Origin of the sequence: Psychrobacter sp. K31L (assembly GCF_017942195.1) — a bacterium.
Taxonomy (GTDB): Bacteria; Pseudomonadota; Gammaproteobacteria; order Pseudomonadales; family Moraxellaceae; genus Psychrobacter; species Psychrobacter glaciei.
Window position 1 is genome coordinate 240,936 of sequence record NZ_JAGKSC010000002.1, and the last position, 17,510, is coordinate 258,445.

15 protein-coding genes are annotated in these 17,510 nt (G+C 45.3%); 10 read left to right on the forward strand and 5 right to left on the reverse strand.

Annotation, left to right across the window (positions count from 1 at the left end):
• The first annotated feature begins 376 nt into the window (after positions 1 to 376).
• The 5 genes from J5X94_RS04140 (at position 377) to J5X94_RS04160 (ending at position 4,766) form a co-directional block, all read left to right on the forward strand.
• Entirely contained in the window at positions 377 to 652 is a 276-nt protein-coding gene (locus J5X94_RS04140; RefSeq protein WP_210540290.1) for a Trp family transcriptional regulator, read from the forward strand.
• An 87-nt stretch (positions 653 to 739) separates the two neighbouring features.
• Positions 740 to 2,152, forward strand: a complete 1,413-nt coding sequence (locus J5X94_RS04145) for an anthranilate synthase component I family protein (protein ID WP_210540293.1) — start codon at positions 740 to 742, stop codon at positions 2,150 to 2,152.
• A gap of 79 nt (positions 2,153 to 2,231) precedes the next feature.
• A complete protein-coding gene (locus tag J5X94_RS04150) occupies positions 2,232 to 2,879 on the forward strand; it encodes an anthranilate synthase component II (RefSeq protein ID WP_210540295.1) in 648 nt (215 codons plus the stop codon).
• Positions 2,880 to 2,895: 16 nt separating this feature from the next.
• Positions 2,896 to 3,630 carry a lysozyme inhibitor LprI family protein gene (locus J5X94_RS04155; protein WP_210540297.1) on the forward strand — a complete coding sequence of 245 codons (735 nt, stop codon included), beginning with the start codon at positions 2,896 to 2,898 and terminating at the stop codon, positions 3,628 to 3,630.
• A gap of 188 nt (positions 3,631 to 3,818) precedes the next feature.
• Complete coding sequence (locus J5X94_RS04160) at positions 3,819 to 4,766, forward strand: DMT family transporter (RefSeq protein WP_189579991.1); 948 nt, start codon at positions 3,819 to 3,821, stop codon at positions 4,764 to 4,766.
• 190 nt (positions 4,767 to 4,956) lie between these two features.
• Here the strand turns inward: J5X94_RS04160 and J5X94_RS04165 are convergent, their stop codons facing one another.
• From J5X94_RS04165 to J5X94_RS04180, 4 genes are all read right to left on the reverse strand, one after another.
• Positions 4,957 to 5,703, reverse strand: coding sequence for an amino acid ABC transporter ATP-binding protein (locus tag J5X94_RS04165; RefSeq protein WP_210540298.1), 747 nt, complete (start codon positions 5,701 to 5,703; stop codon positions 4,957 to 4,959).
• Between the two features lie 85 nt (positions 5,704 to 5,788).
• Complete coding sequence (locus J5X94_RS04170) at positions 5,789 to 6,472, reverse strand: amino acid ABC transporter permease (RefSeq protein WP_210540532.1); 684 nt, start codon at positions 6,470 to 6,472, stop codon at positions 5,789 to 5,791.
• 53 nt (positions 6,473 to 6,525) lie between these two features.
• Positions 6,526 to 7,362, reverse strand: coding sequence for an amino acid ABC transporter substrate-binding protein (locus J5X94_RS04175; protein WP_010201058.1), 837 nt, complete (start codon positions 7,360 to 7,362; stop codon positions 6,526 to 6,528).
• Between the two features lie 305 nt (positions 7,363 to 7,667).
• Entirely contained in the window at positions 7,668 to 8,393 is a 726-nt protein-coding gene (locus J5X94_RS04180; RefSeq protein WP_210540533.1) for a UTRA domain-containing protein, read from the reverse strand.
• A 312-nt stretch (positions 8,394 to 8,705) separates the two neighbouring features.
• Here J5X94_RS04180 and hutU point away from each other — a divergent pair, with 312 nt between their 5' ends.
• From hutU to hutI, 5 genes are all read left to right on the forward strand, one after another.
• On the forward strand, positions 8,706 to 10,424 hold the full coding sequence (gene hutU, locus J5X94_RS04185) for a urocanate hydratase (protein ID WP_210540300.1): 1,719 nt from the start codon (positions 8,706 to 8,708) through the stop codon (positions 10,422 to 10,424).
• 70 nt (positions 10,425 to 10,494) lie between these two features.
• Positions 10,495 to 11,859, forward strand: a complete 1,365-nt coding sequence (locus J5X94_RS04190; protein WP_210540302.1) for a YjiH family protein — start codon at positions 10,495 to 10,497, stop codon at positions 11,857 to 11,859.
• A gap of 115 nt (positions 11,860 to 11,974) precedes the next feature.
• Complete coding sequence (gene hutH, locus J5X94_RS04195; RefSeq protein WP_210540304.1) at positions 11,975 to 13,537, forward strand: histidine ammonia-lyase; 1,563 nt, start codon at positions 11,975 to 11,977, stop codon at positions 13,535 to 13,537.
• 23 nt (positions 13,538 to 13,560) lie between these two features.
• A complete protein-coding gene (gene hutG / locus J5X94_RS04200; RefSeq protein WP_210540306.1) occupies positions 13,561 to 14,616 on the forward strand; it encodes a formimidoylglutamase in 1,056 nt (351 codons plus the stop codon).
• A 47-nt stretch (positions 14,617 to 14,663) separates the two neighbouring features.
• Positions 14,664 to 16,016, forward strand: a complete 1,353-nt coding sequence (gene hutI / locus J5X94_RS04205) for an imidazolonepropionase (protein ID WP_210540308.1) — start codon at positions 14,664 to 14,666, stop codon at positions 16,014 to 16,016.
• 115 nt (positions 16,017 to 16,131) lie between these two features.
• On the opposite strand, the gene gdhA is transcribed toward hutI, so the two are convergent.
• Entirely contained in the window at positions 16,132 to 17,478 is a 1,347-nt protein-coding gene (gene gdhA / locus J5X94_RS04210; protein ID WP_210540310.1) for an NADP-specific glutamate dehydrogenase, read from the reverse strand.
• Positions 17,479 to 17,510: the final 32 nt, after the last annotated feature.

Sequence of the window (17,510 nt, forward strand, 5' to 3'; positions counted from 1 at the left end):
ATCCAAGCTCGCTACGCGAATAACAGTATTAATGTTAATGATAATGATTAGCATTAATTATTGAGAGGCATAATAACGAAGTATTAACAATTTGGCAATAATTAATATAAAAATTCGCATGAATAATGCTGATCAAGCACGAATATACAATGAGATGCTTTGATAATTACAAATACAAGAGTATGCAGGGCTATAAGCACGGCTGATTTAGCATTGATGAAAGATCAACTAGGGCGTGTCTTGATCAATAATAACGATATGGTCTAGCACTTGTTTTTTTTGTACTACTGTACTAGAATACTGAAACAAGATAGTTCTCAGCGAAAAATTACTCGATGAGCGACTTATCTATTTTCTTTGGCTAAGATTACCTATTATGACTACCGATCCTTATCAGAGCTTAGTGAAACATTTGACGAACTGTACTGATAGCTCAGATATCGACAAGCTGCTCAGTGCACTGCTGACAGATAAAGAGCAGCACGACATCGCCAACCGTATTCGCATTTTTGACTTGCTTGATCGCGGCATCACGCAACGTGATATCTCTGAGCAGCTAGGCGTTGGTATCGCAACTGTCTCTCGCGGTGCCAAGGCCAAGCAAAGCCATGACGTGAGCGCGTTGCTGGCCACTCATAGAAGTCGCTCTTAAGCCACTTATTTCAGCACTATCCACCTTTTTAATTGCTACTTTCTTACTTATTAATCGACACACATTTGATGAATTTCGGACTTTGTTATGACCTCTATTACTCGCATACAGACCAAGCCTGCTCCTATTGATATTCCGAGCAAACCAAAGCGTATTAAGCTTACGCAAGATATTGATTTCTTTGCGCTATTCAAACGCATCGAGAGCGCTTTTGATACCTGCTATTTGCTCGAATCATTGGGCGAAGACAGCCATATCTCACGCCATCATGCGATAGGTTTTGATCCTGTCACGACCATAGCGGCATTAGACCGCAACACGCTTGCCATTACCGATAATAAAACCGCTGAAACCAGCCACTATCAAACTGACAACCCTTATCAACTGCTCCGTACCATCACGCCACAACATGTCATCGCCCGCGATCAAAGCGGCGGTCTGGTCGGTTATTTGGGTTATGACTGCGTGAACTTCTTTGAGCCTAGCCTCAATGCAAAAGCCAGCGAAGATTTTGAGCCATTTAAGTTTGGCGTGTATTTAGATGGATTGACATTAGATAAAATGACGGGGGAAATCTTCTATTTTTATTACCCGACCGCTCAGCAAGAAAACCGTATTGAGCAAATCAAGGCCCTACTCAATGAGCCAACGCCTAGCTATGAAGCGCCGAAAGTCGAGTTCTTAGGTGATGGCATGAGCCAAGAGGAGCATGCCAATGTCGTCATGCAGGTCAAAGAAGACATCATCGCTGGGCGTATTTTTCAGTGTGAGGTAGGCTTTAAGTCTAAGTATCGTATTGCCGGTGACAAGATGCCCATTTATGAAAAGCTGCGCGCCGTCAATCCATCGCCGCATATGTATTTTATGAAATTTGCTCAGCAGTGCATCATTGGCGCCTCCCCTGAGCTATTATTTCGCTTACGTCAGGGTGAAATGGAAACCTACCCACTCGCAGGAACTGCCAAGCGCGGGGTTGATGTGATCGAAGACCGTAAACTTGCCCGCGCACTACTCAACGACGACAAAGAAATTGCCGAGCACAATATGCTAGTCGACTTACATCGTAACGATATTGGCCGTGTGGCACGATTTGGTACGGTAAAAGTCCGTAGCTTGATGGATATCAAACGCTTCTCTCACGTGCAGCATATTTCTTCTGAAATCGTTGGTATCTTGCACCCTGATGAAGATATGTTTAGTGCCCTTGCCAGCAACTTCCCTGCTGGTACATTGTCAGGCGCGCCTAAAGTAGAAGCCATCAAAGTGATTAATGAGCTAGAGCCAGACGGACGCGGTGCTTATGGCGGCGCATTAGGCTCGTTTAATTTCAATGGTGATTGTATCTTTGCCATTCCTATTCGCAGTCTATTCATCAATGGCGAGTCTGCCTATGCCCAAACTTGTGGTGGCAACGTTTATGACTCAAACCCAGCCGATGAGTACTTAGAGATTCAGCGTAAACTGTCTGCGATGAAAGTCGTATTAGACAGCTTTATGTAGCTGTACATTTGTACCAGCCTTAATTCGTACATTGACTATATTTTACCTAGCTATATTTTTACAAAAGAGTTTTTGACCCATGAATGTTTTAATTATCGACAACTACGACTCGTTTACCTTCAATCTCTACCAATATGTGGGCGAGATTTTGCAAACCTTAGACAGTGATAAAGAAGCCAGCGTCATCGTTAAACGCAATAACGAAATCACCCTAGCAGATGTGCAAGCGATGAATCTTGATAGAATCATCATTTCACCCGGCCCTGGCTCCCCTGATGATCCAGCGTACTTTGGTATCTGTGCAGAAGTCATCGAGACACTGGGTAAGACCGTTCCACTACTGGGTGTGTGCTTAGGTATGCAAGGTATCGCTCATGTGTTCGGTGGCGATGTGGTGCGTGCCAGCGTGCCGATGCATGGCAAGGTATCCTCGATTCGCCATAATGGTTTAGGCATCTATCAAGGCCTGCCGCAAGAGCTTGAGATCATGCGCTATCATTCACTAATCGTAAAAGCCGATACCATACCAAGCTGCCTCACGATCACATCTGTGGTCGCCAATGACAGCCGTGCGGATTTGAGCTTTGACGAGTCAGCGCTGACCGGTGATGAGATTATGGGATTGGCGCACAAAGACTATCCTATTCAAGGTGTTCAGTTTCACCCTGAGTCATTTGCCACTGAAGGTGCTAAGCGTCTATTGAGTAATTTTTTAATGCAGGTATAAACCCATTATGTTTGTCATGCCCTTAATTGCATCTTGCCCACTCAGACGTATCACATTGTTCTCTGGCCTAATATTAGCCGCTTCTTTTAGCTCAGCCGTAGCACCTTTAGAAGCAACATTTATATTAGGTATGGACATCCAAGGTCAACGTTTGAACCTCTATGAAGGCTGCACAGAAGGGCATGTGACTTGCGATGACATGCTATTGGTCGCTCCAGATTTAGGACGGTTATTGCAAACGAAACTGCTCAATGAAAGACTTGATAAATCACCATATGCCATTAAGCTTTATCCTGCTAAAACCAAGCATAGCTTATGCAAAGATGGCGTGACTCCTTGTGGATTTCAGGGTTATACTTTTGAGGGGAAAGATTTCAACGGATTTATAGACCCATCAAATAATGAGCTATACGTAGCCAGTAACTGGACAACAGATAGCGGTACTTTCTCCTACAAAGAAAATGCTACTTATTTGCCGTTAGCATCACAAGTCGGACTTATTAATGATAGGTATAAAAGCTCTGATGAAGAACTGAATAATAGCTATCGCGGCATTCGAGATGAAGTCAGACGCTTATATAGTAAGAAAATGGAATCCAGCTTAAGACAAGAGCAAGTAGAATGGATAAAGCAGCGCTCAAAAAACTGCGGTGCTGATGCCGCTCATCTACCAAGAACCCAAGCTGAAAAAGTGTGCTTTATTCAGCAAAATGATACCCGAGAACAAGCGTGGTTTTTGTGGATTGATTAAATTTAGGGTACGCCCTAGTAGCCATTTCTTCTCTTTTAGTGATAGACTAAAAAACAAACAAAAGACAGCCTTTCATCAGGTTGTCTTTTCTTATTTGCGCGACTTTCAGTATGTGCTCGGGCGCTTGACTTAAGTCGCTGGCAATCTTACAAAACCTTGTGTCACTTAGATAATAAGAAGAAAATAATATGGCAAACACCGATAGCGTCATGTCAGCGCGGCAATCATGGATAGGCACTATCCAAATCATTACGGCAGCTGTCTGCTGGGGCACGTTGGGTATATTTTCTACCTACCTTAATCAAATTGGCTTTAGTGGCTGGCAAGTGACGATATTGCGTATTGTCACGGCGGCATTTATTATTTTAGCCATGCTCCCAAAACTATGGCCACATCTGATTAAACTACGACCCAAGCAGTGGCTCGGACTGGCGCTCCAGTCTTTGATAGGTGTGCTTGGTATGTCGTTATGCTATTTTTTTGCGGTGATTTACGTCGGTGCTGGCCCCGCCGTCGCCTTGCTATATACTGCGCCGGTTTTTAGCTTATTATTTTCGAAATTCTTGCTTAGTGAGTCCATTACTCGCAAATCAGTCTTGCTGGCATTAATGGCGGTGTTTGGTGTCGGCTTAACGATGCTGGGCGAGCAAGCGCAAGTCAACTGGGGTATTTTACTCGGCTTGTCAGCAGGAATGTGCTACTCCTTATATGGCGTGTTGGGCAAGCGCGCGATGCACGATGCTCACCCTGCCCCTTTGGTCTTCTTTACCTCCATTATCATTAGTGCCGGCGTACTACTATTCTTGCCCGACACCTATAATACTTATGAGCAGCTACTCACTCTACCTTTACTGACTTGGGGTTATGTTTTAGGGTTGTCATTATTGGGTACCGTGGTGCCTTTCGGGCTATACATGAAAGCGTTAGAAAAATTGCCCGCCACTCGCGCATCAGTCTTTACGATTTTTGAACCGTTGACTGCGATTGCCCTTGCAGTGCTGTTACTACATCAATCCTTGTCTTGGATTCAGTATTTGGGCGTGGCGCTTATTTTGCTGGCGGCTTTATTGAATGCGGTGTTAAACGGTACTGCTACGCGCGTACCTCGTTGGTTAAAACAACGGCAAAAGATATAGGGTCTGTTGAACATTCAAATATTAGGACTGCTGATATCAATTTTTCTTGCTTGCTCATTTAAAATACATTCTATCCGTTTCTATAAAAAAGCCCCAACCATGACATCATGATTGGGGCTTCTTGGTTTCATCGCTTAAAGACGGACACTTTACGATAAGAAGAACTAGGGTCTGTTGAATTATCTCAACCCTACTTCTGATCAATACGCTGTAAAAATGCTTGCGTACGAGGATGCTTTGAGTCCTCAAACAACTGCTTGGCACTGCCTTCTTCGACGACAACACCATCTTCGATTAAAACCACATGATCGGCAACATCACGGGCAAAATTAATCTCATGCGTGACTACGACCATCGTCCAGCCTTCGGAGGCCAGTTGTTTCATCGTTTCAAGGACGTCTTGTACCAGCTCTGGATCAAGCGCGGACGTTGGCTCATCGAATAACAATAACGACGGTTCGATAGCCAGCGCACGAGCAATCCCAATACGCTGCTGTTGACCACCAGATAGCTGAAACGGATACAGATCGGCTTTATCTGACAGACCAACTTTCTCAAGCAAGACCACTGCCTGCTCGCGGGCTTGCGCTTTACTTTGTCCTTGTACCACTGTCGGTCCAAGCATTAAATTCTCAATGGCTGTCTTATGTGGAAACAAATTATAAGACTGAAAAACCATACCTGACTTACGTTGCAGTGCGAGCAAGGTTTTTTTCTTAGGTTTAGTGGCAAAATCGACCGTAAGACTGTCATCGTCAAAAGCAATCACGCCTTGATCTGGAATTTCCAGCGCATTAAGACAACGTAAAAAAGTCGTTTTACCTGACCCAGATGGTCCTAATATCACGATCACTTTGCCTTTTTCGATGGTCAAATCAATGCCTTTGAGCACTTGATTGCTACCAAAGGCTTTGTGAATATTGGTGACTTGAATCATAAAGGTTCCTGTTGTGCTGATGATGCTAAAGCTATCCTGCAATAGGTCAGTAAGCAATGTCATACTAAACTATTGCTATCTGGCGCTATTTCGCCACGTAACGATCAAGCCTAGTTTCAAGCTTGCCTTGGATAAAGGTCAAGAATAAACAAATACCCCAATAAATCACCGCTGCCTCTGTGTAGACCAGCATAAACTCATAGTTACGAGCCGTGATAATCTGCGCTTGTTTAAACAGCTCAGTGACGAGCACCAATGATGCAAGCGACGTGTCTTTTACCAAACTGATAAAGGTATTAGATAACGGCGGCACCGACACTCGTAGTGCTTGCGGCAAAATCACATGACGGAAAGTCTGTAGATATGTCAAGCCAACAGTCGATCCTGCTTCCCACTGTCCTTTTGGGATGGACAAAATAGAGGCACGCACCGTCTCCGACGCGTAAGCACCAATATTGAGCGAAAAGGCAATAATCGCGGAAGGAAACGGATCAAGTTTCAGTCCAACACTAGGCAGTCCGTAAAAGATGATAAACAACTGTACCAGCATCGGTGTACCGCGAATCGCAGACACATAAATACGAGCAAGCCTGTAGGCAATCTCATGGAACCAGCTGGCACGCGGAATGATACGAATCAGCGCCACTGTCAGCGCAATCGCCATACCAATCGCAAATGAGATCAACGCTAGCGGTATCGAATAATAGATACCACCTTTGAGCATTGGCCAAAATGAATTGATGACAATCTGCGCCCGATCCGGATCCATGAATGGCAACAATGCCAGCAATTCAGCTATCCATGAGGTTATAGAAGCTAGCATTATTTTTGTTGACTTATATCAGCACCGAAGAAATCTTGACTAAGCTTGGTCAACGTACCATCAGCTTGTAGCTCAGCCATTGCTTCATTTAATTTTGCTACAACAGCATCATCGCCTTTAATCAAGACTAATCCTGAACCAGTCTGCTCACTAGCAGGAGCAACCAATTTAATCTCAAGCGCGCTGTCTGGGAATTTTTTTAGATAATCTAATATTGCAAGGTTATCATTCATCGTAAAGTCAGCACGGTCTTGTTTGACCAATTGAATCGCTTGCGCCATACCATCCACAGGGACAATCTCTGCACCGTAACGCTCTGCAAGTTCACCATAGTTACTGCTGAGTGATTGCGCCGTACGTAGACCTTTTAGACCTTCCCACGAGCTATAACGATTATCGTCCGTTGGTGCCAATACAACCGCACCCGACCAGCTATAAGCTTGAGCCTTATCGTACTTAGCTAAGCGCTCAGGCGTCGTCAAGCTGACTTGGTTGGCCACCATATCAAAGCGTTTTGAATCCAAACCTGCCAGCATCGCATCCCACTGGGTTTCTTTGAATTCAACCTCTACGCCCAGTTTTTCCGCCACTGCGCGCGTCACTTCGACGTCATAACCCGTTAGTTTGCCACTCTCGTCATGATACGTGAACGGAGGATAAGTACCCTCTGTACCGACGTTGATGGTGCCGCCATTATTGATACGCTGTAGCAAGTCAGAACCGCCTGTTGCAGCGCTGTCAGTTGCCGTGGTATCGGCTTCGTTGGTAGTAGATTGACCACAAGCGGCAAGGAACATAGTGCTGGCGGCAAGGGCTAAAAGAGTACGACGTTTCATAAGACGTCCTTATAAGAGTGAATGAATAAAGTGAAAACGCATAAAGCTAATAAGTAGGGAAAGCCGGCACAAGAGAACAGTATAAACTGTCCTGCAATATTCGGCTTTGACTGCCCAATTTGAGGTTATTTAGGCGATTTTTCAATGCTATTTCTAGTTTATTTTTGAATTTTTAACGCTTGTGCAAATCCTATTACTATTCAATAAATAGTAATTGCTGCTCATTAAATACCAGCTTATGGATATAGTATCTCACTTTAGACAGAAAAAACGTACACAATCAGTGAGTATACGTAAGGTGCTGGCTATAATTCACCTGAAAACTGATAGCGATCACCAGCATGCCACATTTTTACAAAAGTAACGACTTGGCCTGCCGAGTAGGTCTGGCGACGCAATACGAGCGTCGGTGACTGCGGGGCAATTTGTAGTGCACTGGCTACTTCATCAAGTGCCGCTAAGGCCCGAATAGTATAGTTGCCGCGCTCTAGTGGACTTTTGGCAATCAAATAATCGCTGGTATTGACCACACTAAAATCTTGCTCAATGAACTCTGGTACTTTATTCGCATCTACCCAACGTTCTTCGAACTGTATGGGCTGACCATCGGCAAAGTGAATGATTTTTACCTCGTATAAAACAGCTACTTCGTGTTCATTACGGTCATCATCCTTATCAATACCAAATTTACGCCGTAATTCATCGTCCAACATAGCGGCAGTTAGTGTGCGCTTACTCACTACTTGTGCCTGATAATCACGATTGGCAGATTTTAAATCCTGCGCGATATTACGCACTTCTACAAACGTATGATTGAACTGCTGCTGCGCGACAAACGTCCCCGACCCCTGCCGACGCTCTAATACCCGCTCTTCGCTTAGCTCTTTTAGCGCGCGATTGACCGTCATCCGCGACACACCAAACTCGGCTGCCAGTGCCATTTCTGTCGAAATCGCATTACCCGCTTGCCATTTACCAGAATGAATGTTGTCTAATATGGCGTTTTTTATACGTTGATACGCCGGAATCATTTTTGTCATGTTCGCCTTTAACCGTCAGTTTCACCAATGATAATAGCGTCATAATATCACGAGATACTCTCATGAACGTCAGCAAAACCACATGACACCTACCTATCTATCAAAATGTGCACAAAAATAATTGAGTTATTTATAAAAACTTCTTGCATGAAAAAAGTATCTTTGATAATTTGTATATACAACTTTACAGCAGCATAAACAATCTGCTTTATCTACTCGATATTTTGCTGCGTTTATAGCCTGACTGTAAAACACTTACTTTGATTACTGTATCGCCCTATTCGCTATCACAAGGATATGATCATGACGACTGACCATGGAACCAACAAAGAGACTAAGCTGACCCGCCGTGACGAAAGCCGCGAAATCGCTGCGCCTACTGGCAGTACCCTACATTGCAAAAGCTGGCTGACTGAAGCTCCTTATCGCATGCTGCAAAACAACTTGCATCCTGATGTGGCGGAAAATCCAAAAAGCCTCGTCGTCTACGGTGGTATCGGACGCGCAGCCCGCAACTGGGAAAGCTATGATCAAATCTTAGAGTCATTAAAAGAATTAGAAGATGACGAGACATTATTGGTGCAATCTGGCAAACCAGTAGGAGTGTTTCAAACGCATGAAAATGCACCGCGCGTGTTGATTGCCAATTCGAACCTTGTACCGCGCTGGGCAACGTGGGAGCACTTTAACGAGTTGGATCGCAAAGACTTAATGATGTATGGCCAAATGACCGCGGGTAGCTGGATTTATATCGGCACGCAAGGCATCGTCCAAGGCACGTATGAGACTTTCGTGGAAGCGGGTCGTCAGCATTATGACGGTAGCTGGGCAGGACGTTGGATTCTGACCGCTGGTCTTGGCGGTATGGGCGGCGCGCAGCCATTAGCCGCGACCTTTGCAGGTGCGACCTCACTAAATATCGAATGTCAGCAGTCTAGTATTGATTTCCGTTTGCGCACTGGTTATGTTGATAAACAAGCAGATAACCTTGACCACGCTTATAAATTGATTAAACAACATACCGATGCGGGTGAAGCCGTCTCCATCGCCCTACTTGGTAATGCCGCAGATATCCTGCCTGAAATGGTCAAGCGCGCTAACGCTGGTGGCATGAAGCCTGACTTGGTGACCGATCAAACCTCGGCGCATGATTTGATTAACGGCTATCTACCAAGTGGCTGGACGGTTGAAGAATGGAAAGCAGCACAAGAAGACCCAGAGCAACATGCTACCTTAACCAAAGCTGCCGCTCAGTCTTGTGCCGTACACGTACAGGCGATGCTAGACTTGCAGGCAATGGACATTCCAACGACCGATTATGGTAATAATATCCGTCAGGTGGCTTTTGATGAAGGGGTCAAAGATGCCTTTAACTTCCCGGGTTTTGTCCCTGCGTATATTCGTCCGCTGTTTTGCCAAGGCAAAGGCCCCTTCCGCTGGGTAGCACTATCAGGCGATCCAGAAGATATCTATAAGACCGATCAAAAAATCAAAGAGCTGTTCCCTGAAAACCAACATATTCATCGCTGGTTAGATATGGCAAAAGAGCGCATTCAATTCCAAGGCTTGCCTGCCCGTATCTGCTGGCTAGGTCTTGGTGAGCGTGACAAAGCAGGTTTGGCGTTCAATGAGATGGTCAAAAACGGTGAGCTAAAAGGCCCAATCGTCATTGGTCGTGACCACTTGGATACAGGCTCTGTTGCCAGTCCAAACCGTGAAACAGAAAGCATGAAAGATGGCTCAGATGCGGTATCGGATTGGGCACTATTAAACGGTATGCTCAATGTCGCAGGTGGCGCAACTTGGGTATCGCTGCATCATGGCGGCGGTGTTGGCATGGGCTACTCACAGCATTCTGGCATGGTCATCGTCGCAGATGGTACGGATGCGGCTGCCAAACGCTTGTCACGAGTACTTGTCAACGATTGCGGATCTGGCGTTATGCGTCATGCTGATGCAGGTTATGAGCTGGCGATTAAAACAGCGAAAGAGTATGGTTTGAATTTGCCAATGATCAAATAGTTTGTCCCTTGTTCTTATACGCTGTAGCTGGGTATAAGGACATAATCAGCGTTTTATCAAGGAGGATAATATGATTGAGCAAAATACGACATCTAGTCTGAACGATGAAAGTACAACGACATCATCGAAAAAACTACTATCAACCCCTATTGCATTAATACAGCTGATCGTATTCAGTGCGATCGGTTTGGTGATGTTTTTTGTACCATTTACCATTGGCGAGAAAAGCACGATTTTGTTCGATCATGGCGCAACCTATCTAGTCACTCAGCAGCATACCTTGTCCGTGACGCTATTATTTTCACTCATGCTCTATGGAGTGAGTAAGCCATTTATCGATGGCTCATGGCGCAAAAATATCACCCATATGATTATGACTGCTTTTAAAATCATGGGTCTGATATTGGCAGTGATGTACGTGGCTGACGTAGCGCCAGCCTTTATGATGGAAAAGGACATGCTGCCGTTTTTGTTTGAAAAACTGGCCTTACCAGTCGGTATGATTGTACCGCTTGGGGCGCTGATATTGGCATTCTTGGTTGGTTTTGGCTTACTAGAAATGGTTGGTGTCCTAATGCAGCCGATTATGAAACCTATTTGGAAAACCCCAGGCTCATCAGCGATTGATGCCGTTGCTTCCTTTGTCGGTAGCTACTCTATTGGTTTGCTCATCACCAATCGTGTGTACTTGCAAAAGCAATATTCAGCGCGTGAAGCCATTATCATTGCGACTGGGTTTTCGACTGTATCAGCGGCGTTTATGGTCATTGTTGCCAAGACACTTGGTCTGATGGAGTTTTGGAATGTGTTCTTCTGGTCTACGCTAGTAATTACCTTTATTGTTACTGCGATTACTGCTCGTATTCCACCTATCAGTCTCTTTGATGATAGCGTTGAACGTCCCGCTTTAGACCATAAAGGTGGTACACGGCTAGCAGCTGCGTTTGACTTGGGCTTGTCCACTTCACGCCGTGCCACTGACCTCAAACAAATATTATGGTCTAACTTTCGTGATGGCTTGACAATGGCAGCTGCTATTGTGCCCTCTATTATCGCCGTTGGACTCACTGGTTTATTATTGGCCAAGTACACGCCAGTATTTGATGCTTTAGGTTTACTGCTTTACCCCTTTACCTGGTTGGGCGGTTTGCCAGAGCCTCTCGTGGCTGCCAAAGGCATGTCTGCAGGATTGGCTGAGATGTTCTTGCCAGCATTACTGCTAAGTGAGGCAGATATTCTGACACGCTATGTCGCAGGGGTCATTTCCATTAGCAGTGTGCTGTTCTTCTCAGCCATGATTCCATGCGTGCTTGCCACTGAAATTCCTATCTCTGTTGGCAAAATGGTCATCATTTGGTTCGAGCGCGTGGTACTCAGTATTTTGTTGGCTGCAGCATTCGGACAACTGGCCATGTACTTCAACTGGATTGGCTAAAAAATTCAAATCCAATAGTGTGCGTTAACTAAAAACTCTTCAGCAACGGCATTTTAATAAAGACACGAAACAAAAATAATATCACCCCTATGACTATGCAACTAGGATTACCCCTATGAACGACATCAAACAATTAACCCTACACCCTCGCCAGCTTAGCTTTAAAATGCTACGTGATATCTACGAACAACCTATCATATTGACATTGCCTGAGAGCGCTTATAAGGCAATCGATGCCTCACACGAAGATGTACGAACCATCATTGCTCGCGACAAAAGCGCTTATGGTATCAATACTGGTTTTGGCCTGTTAGCAAAAACCCGTATCAGTGATGATCAGCTTGAGCTACTTCAACGCAACCTAATCGTTTCTCACTCTGTGGGCACTGGTGAAGCACTTCCTGCCGGCGTAGTACGACTGATTATGGTGATGAAAGTCGCCAGTTTGGCGCAAGGTGTCTCTGGCGTACGTCGCGAGGTAGTAGATAGTTTACTGGCCTTAATCAACAATCAAATCACACCAAATATTCCAGCCAAAGGGTCGGTCGGTGCTTCTGGTGACTTAGCGCCTTTATCACATATGACGCTGGCGATGATGGGTGAAGGTGATGTCTTTGTTGCGGGCAAAAAAATACCAGCTGCTGACGCCCTAGCCCAGCATGGACTTGAGCCAATTACCCTTGCAGCCAAAGAAGGCCTTGCGCTTATCAACGGTACGCAAGTCTCAACCGCGCTGGCATTACGTGGTTATTTCTTAGCACGTGATTTACTTGAGACCGCCACCATTGTCGGCTCACTGTCGATTGATGCGGCCAAAGGCTCAGATTCACCATTTGATGCGCGTATTCACGAAGTACGTGGCCATCATGGTCAAATTGAAATCGCTAAAGCACACCGTCAACTCATCAAAGGCAGCGCCATTCGTGCCTCACATGATGGCGAACAAGACGATAGAGTGCAAGATCCTTACTGCTTACGCTGTCAGCCGCAAGTCATGGGTGCCTGTCTTGATATCATCAACCAAGCAGGTAAAACATTATTAATCGAATCCAATGCCGTAACCGATAACCCGCTAATTTTCAATAACGAAGATGGCCCAGTGGCCATATCAGGTGGTAACTTCCATGCTGAGCCAGTCGCTTTCGCCGCTGATATTTTAGCCTTGGCAATCGCCGAGATTGGGTCTATGTCTGAGCGCCGTGTCGCTTTGCTGATTGATGCAACTTTGTCAGGTGGCTTACCACCATTCTTAGTGGATAACGCTGGGGTGAATTCAGGCTTTATGATTGCGCATGTGACCGCAGCAGCGCTGGCTTCAGAGAACAAATCTATAGCCCATCCTGGTAGCGTCGATAGTATCCCGACTTCTGCCAATCAAGAAGACCATGTGTCTATGGCAACTTATTGCGCACGTCGCCTATACGAGATGGCACAAAACACTGCGACTATCATCGGTATTGAACTATTAGCTGCTGGTCAAGGTATCGATTTCCATCGCGGACTAGACACTTCAGAGCCGTTGACTGTGGCACATCAGAAACTACGTGAGCAAGTGACTTTCTATGACAAAGATCGCTACCTAGCCCCTGATATCGAAGCGGCCAAGCAGTTAGTATTAGACGGTACGCTTGCTGAACACTGGCAGTCACTACGCAGCAACTGGTATGAGTCTAAATAAATATTAATTTGCGGAGAACGGAGATGACAATAGCGAGAACAGCAACGACTACCACTCACATTAGCCACGACCCTGCTGATATGACCCAGTGGACAGGACGTGCAGAGCCATTTGAGACTGCACGTGCCCGCTATTGGTATCAGCTTGCTCAGCCTTATGAGGATCAAAATATTGGGCTAATTGGCTTTGCCTGTGATCAAGGCGTCAGACGTAATCAAGGCCGCGTGGGTGCTAGAGCTGCCCCACCATTGATTCGTCGAGCTTTTGCTACGCTGCCAGTCATCGCTGAATTGCAACAACGTTTTGATGGTCAATTATCAACCTTATTGGGTGATGCTGGCGACATTCATTGTCACGACGATGATGATTTTGCCGACAGTTCTCTTGAGCAAGCGCAGATTAAATATGCCGATGCAGTGAGTACAATCGTAAAGCAAGGTGGCCTACCCATCGGATTGGGCGGTGGTCATGCCATTGCTTACGGTAGCTTTTTGGGATTATGGCAGGCTTTAGAAAATATAAGCGAAGCAACTATCAGCACAAACACAGCGCCTACTATCGGAATTATTAATTTCGATGCTCATCTTGATATTCGTCAGTCTGATGTAGCGACCTCTGGTACACCGTTTCGCCAAATTGCCGAGCATCTTGACGCACACGATCAGCCTTTTTACTATTGCTGTATTGGCGTCAGTCGGTTCTCTAATACGGCGGCGCTTTTCGATCGTGCTGAGCAATTGGGCGTACAGGTTATCAGTGATGAAGACTGTCATTATCAGCCTTGGGACACACTTGCTGAGCGGGTCAAAAACTTTGTAGATCAGGTCGATATAATATATCTAACCATCGATATGGATTGCCTACCATCTAGTATTGTCCCGGGAGTGAGCGCACCTGCCGCTTACGGCATTGAACTAGGTTTTGTTGAGCGTATGGTCAAAACTATCATGGCATCAGGCAAAGTAAAAATGGCAGACATTGCTGAGATCAATCCTACCTTTGATATTGACAGTCGTAGCTGCAAAGTTGCTGCTCGCTTACTAGCAACTATTGTAGAGCAGCACTTACTTAGCGCTTAGATCTTACCAACAAAGATCACTGACTTCACAATAATTAGGAGCATATTATGAATGAATTAAAGAACTCCGTATCGAAAAATCCTATAGAACAAACGCTAAATGCATCTACTATGACATCATTTGACCATGTCATTATCAATGCCAATCTTGCGACGTTTTCAGCGCAGCATGGTTTTGGTATTAATACAGGTGGTGATACAAATGAGCAGGCTGATAGCATCCCATATGGCCAGTTACTTAACGCGGCTATCGGTATTAAAAACGGCAAAATTGCTTGGATTGGTGCACAGGAGCAAATTACTGCTCATTTGCCGCATTATCAAAAACATCAAATCACAGACGTCGATAGCAAATGGCTAACCCCAGGGCTTATCGATTGTCACACGCATATCGTTTATGCCGGCAACCGCAGCAATGAATTTGAAGCGCGCTTGCAAGGTGCTAGTTATCAAGACATTGCAGCACAAGGCGGTGGTATTGTCGCGACTGTCACTGCCACCCGCGCCGCCAGTATTGAATCGCTATTTGCACAAAGTGAAAAACGTCTACTCGCGCTTATGAAAGAAGGCGTTACCAGTATCGAAATCAAGTCCGGTTATGGTTTGGACTTGGACACTGAGCGCAAAATGCTCACGGTCGCTCGTCAGCTAGGAGAAAAATACGATATTCATGTGAGCACCACTTACCTAGCGGCGCATGCCCTACCACCTGAATACAAGTCTCACATGCAGGACCGTGCGGATGACTATATCGAGCAAGTCTGCGAGTGGCTGCCGATTCTGCATGCAGAAGGTTTAGTCGATGCAGTCGATGGTTTCTGTGAAAATATCGCTTTTAGTACTGAGCAAATCAGACGAGTGTTTGAAGTAGCGCGCTCATTGGATCTACCAGTGAAACTGCACTCTGAGCAGCTGTCTGATATCGGCGGAAGTGCTTTGGTCGCTGAATATAAAGGGCTATCGAGCGACCATCTAGAGCACTTGTCAGAAGAAGATATCAAAAAAATGGCGGCTAGCAACACCGTTGCCGTGATATTGCCAGGGGCGTTTTATACGTTACGTGATATCAAGCTGCCACCCATTGAGGCATTACGTAAGCACCAAGTTCCTATAGCAATTTCAACTGACTGTAATCCTGGCACCTCACCGTTAACGTCGCTTTTATTAACGATGAATATGGGCTGTACGTTATTTTATCTGACACCTGAAGAAGTATTAGCAGGCTCAACCGTTTATGCAGCACAGGCTTTAGGATTATCTAACAAAGGAAAAGTAGAAGTAGGCTATGATGCTGATTTGGCGCTATGGGATATCGCCCGTCCTGCTGACCTAGCTTATCAGATGGGGTTAAATCCTATCCAAGGCATTATGATTCAAGGGAAATGGCGCGACACAATATAATCAACCTACCTTTGTTTATCGCCATTAAAAAAGCCCCAGTCATTCAATGACTGGGGCTTCTCTATTTGTCCGTATTAACCAGCTACTAAGGCTTGTTTAACCCTTATAAGTAAGACTAGTTCAAAATACCAAAAGCAACCAACGCATCAGCCACACGTTTGAAACCAACCATATTGGCACCAGCCATATAGTCGACATAACCATTGTCAGTTTGACCATATTGTTCTGAAGCGTTCGCAGCACTGTCGTGGATATCTTTCATAATACCTTTTAGACGCTCATCGACTTGCTCAAAGGTTTGATATTGACGGACAGAGTTTTGCGACATTTCAAGCGCAGATACTGCAACCCCGCCAGCATTGGCTGCTTTGCCAGGTGCATAATGGACTCGGTGCAAACGGATATGATCAATCGCTTCAGCAGTGAGCGGCATATTCGCACCTTCAACCACGTACTTCACGCCATTTTCGACGAACAGTTTGGCGTCAGCTTCATTGACTTCGTTTTGAGTGGCGCATGGAATCGCAATATCAGCCTTAAACTGCCATGGTTTTTGTTTATCAAGCCACTCTCCACCATGAACATCAACATAATCTGCTAATGGTTTGTTCTGTTGTTTTTGTTTTTTGAGCCAATCTATTTTTTCTTGATTAAGGCCTTTTTCATCATACAACGTCCCTTGCGAGTCAGAGACCGTTATTGCCATACCACCAAGTGCATTCACTTTTTCGGCAGCGTGCAATGAGACATTACCTGCCCCTGATATCAGCACCTTTTTACCTTTGAGCGTGTCATTTTGGGCGAGAAGCATATTTTCTAAGAAATAAACCGCACCATAGCCAGTCGCTTCCGTACGCATCAAGCTACCACCGAAGCCCACGCCTTTTCCAGTGATAACCCCTGTTGATTCACGTGTTAAATTCTTATACATCGCAAACATGTAGCTGACTTCTCGACCACCGACGCCGATGTCACCGGCAGGCACATCCATGTCTTTACTCACATAATGATGTAGCTCACGCATGAAAGCGTAGCAAAAACGGCGAATCTCACTGTCCGTTTTACCTTTAGGATCGAAATCTGACCCGCCTTTACCGCCACCAATAGGCAAACCAGTTAGGGCATTTTTGAAAATTTGCTCAAAGCCTAAGAACTTTAGTACCGACTGATTGACGGTAGGATGGAATCTAAGACCGCCTTTATAAGGGCCTAAAGCATTACAGAACTGCACGCGCCAGCCACGATTGACTTGCACGTCGCCTTTATCATCTTCCCAATTAACACGAAAACCAAATACCCGATCAGGCTCCACCAAACGCTCAAATACTTTCAATGCACTATATTCAGGATGAGCATCGTATAAAGGTTGAATCGTAATCGCCACCTCTTTTACTGCTTGAATAAACTCTGGCTGATGCGCATAACGTGCTTCGATTTTTTCGATGGCCTGACTGATACTCATACGTCTCTTCCTTAGGATAAAACTGGGGATCA

Coding starts and splice junctions, on each gene's coding strand:
- hutH (WP_210540304.1), top strand. CDS start 11,975: ATGAACGACATCAAACAATTAACCCTACACCCTCGCCAGCTTAGCTTT.
- J5X94_RS04180 (WP_210540533.1), bottom strand. CDS start 8,393: ATGATTCCGGCGTATCAACGTATAAAAAACGCCATATTAGACAACATT.
- hutG (WP_210540306.1), top strand. CDS start 13,561: ATGACAATAGCGAGAACAGCAACGACTACCACTCACATTAGCCACGAC.
- J5X94_RS04150 (WP_210540295.1), top strand. CDS start 2,232: ATGAATGTTTTAATTATCGACAACTACGACTCGTTTACCTTCAATCTC.
- J5X94_RS04170 (WP_210540532.1), bottom strand. CDS start 6,472: ATGGATCCGGATCGGGCGCAGATTGTCATCAATTCATTTTGGCCAATG.
- J5X94_RS04155 (WP_210540297.1), top strand. CDS start 2,896: ATGCCCTTAATTGCATCTTGCCCACTCAGACGTATCACATTGTTCTCT.
- gdhA (WP_210540310.1), bottom strand. CDS start 17,478: ATGAGTATCAGTCAGGCCATCGAAAAAATCGAAGCACGTTATGCGCAT.
- hutU (WP_210540300.1), top strand. CDS start 8,706: ATGACGACTGACCATGGAACCAACAAAGAGACTAAGCTGACCCGCCGT.
- J5X94_RS04145 (WP_210540293.1), top strand. CDS start 740: ATGACCTCTATTACTCGCATACAGACCAAGCCTGCTCCTATTGATATT.
- J5X94_RS04140 (WP_210540290.1), top strand. CDS start 377: ATGACTACCGATCCTTATCAGAGCTTAGTGAAACATTTGACGAACTGT.
- hutI (WP_210540308.1), top strand. CDS start 14,664: ATGAATGAATTAAAGAACTCCGTATCGAAAAATCCTATAGAACAAACG.
- J5X94_RS04175 (WP_010201058.1), bottom strand. CDS start 7,362: ATGAAACGTCGTACTCTTTTAGCCCTTGCCGCCAGCACTATGTTCCTT.
- J5X94_RS04160 (WP_189579991.1), top strand. CDS start 3,819: ATGGCAAACACCGATAGCGTCATGTCAGCGCGGCAATCATGGATAGGC.
- J5X94_RS04165 (WP_210540298.1), bottom strand. CDS start 5,703: ATGATTCAAGTCACCAATATTCACAAAGCCTTTGGTAGCAATCAAGTG.
- J5X94_RS04190 (WP_210540302.1), top strand. CDS start 10,495: ATGATTGAGCAAAATACGACATCTAGTCTGAACGATGAAAGTACAACG.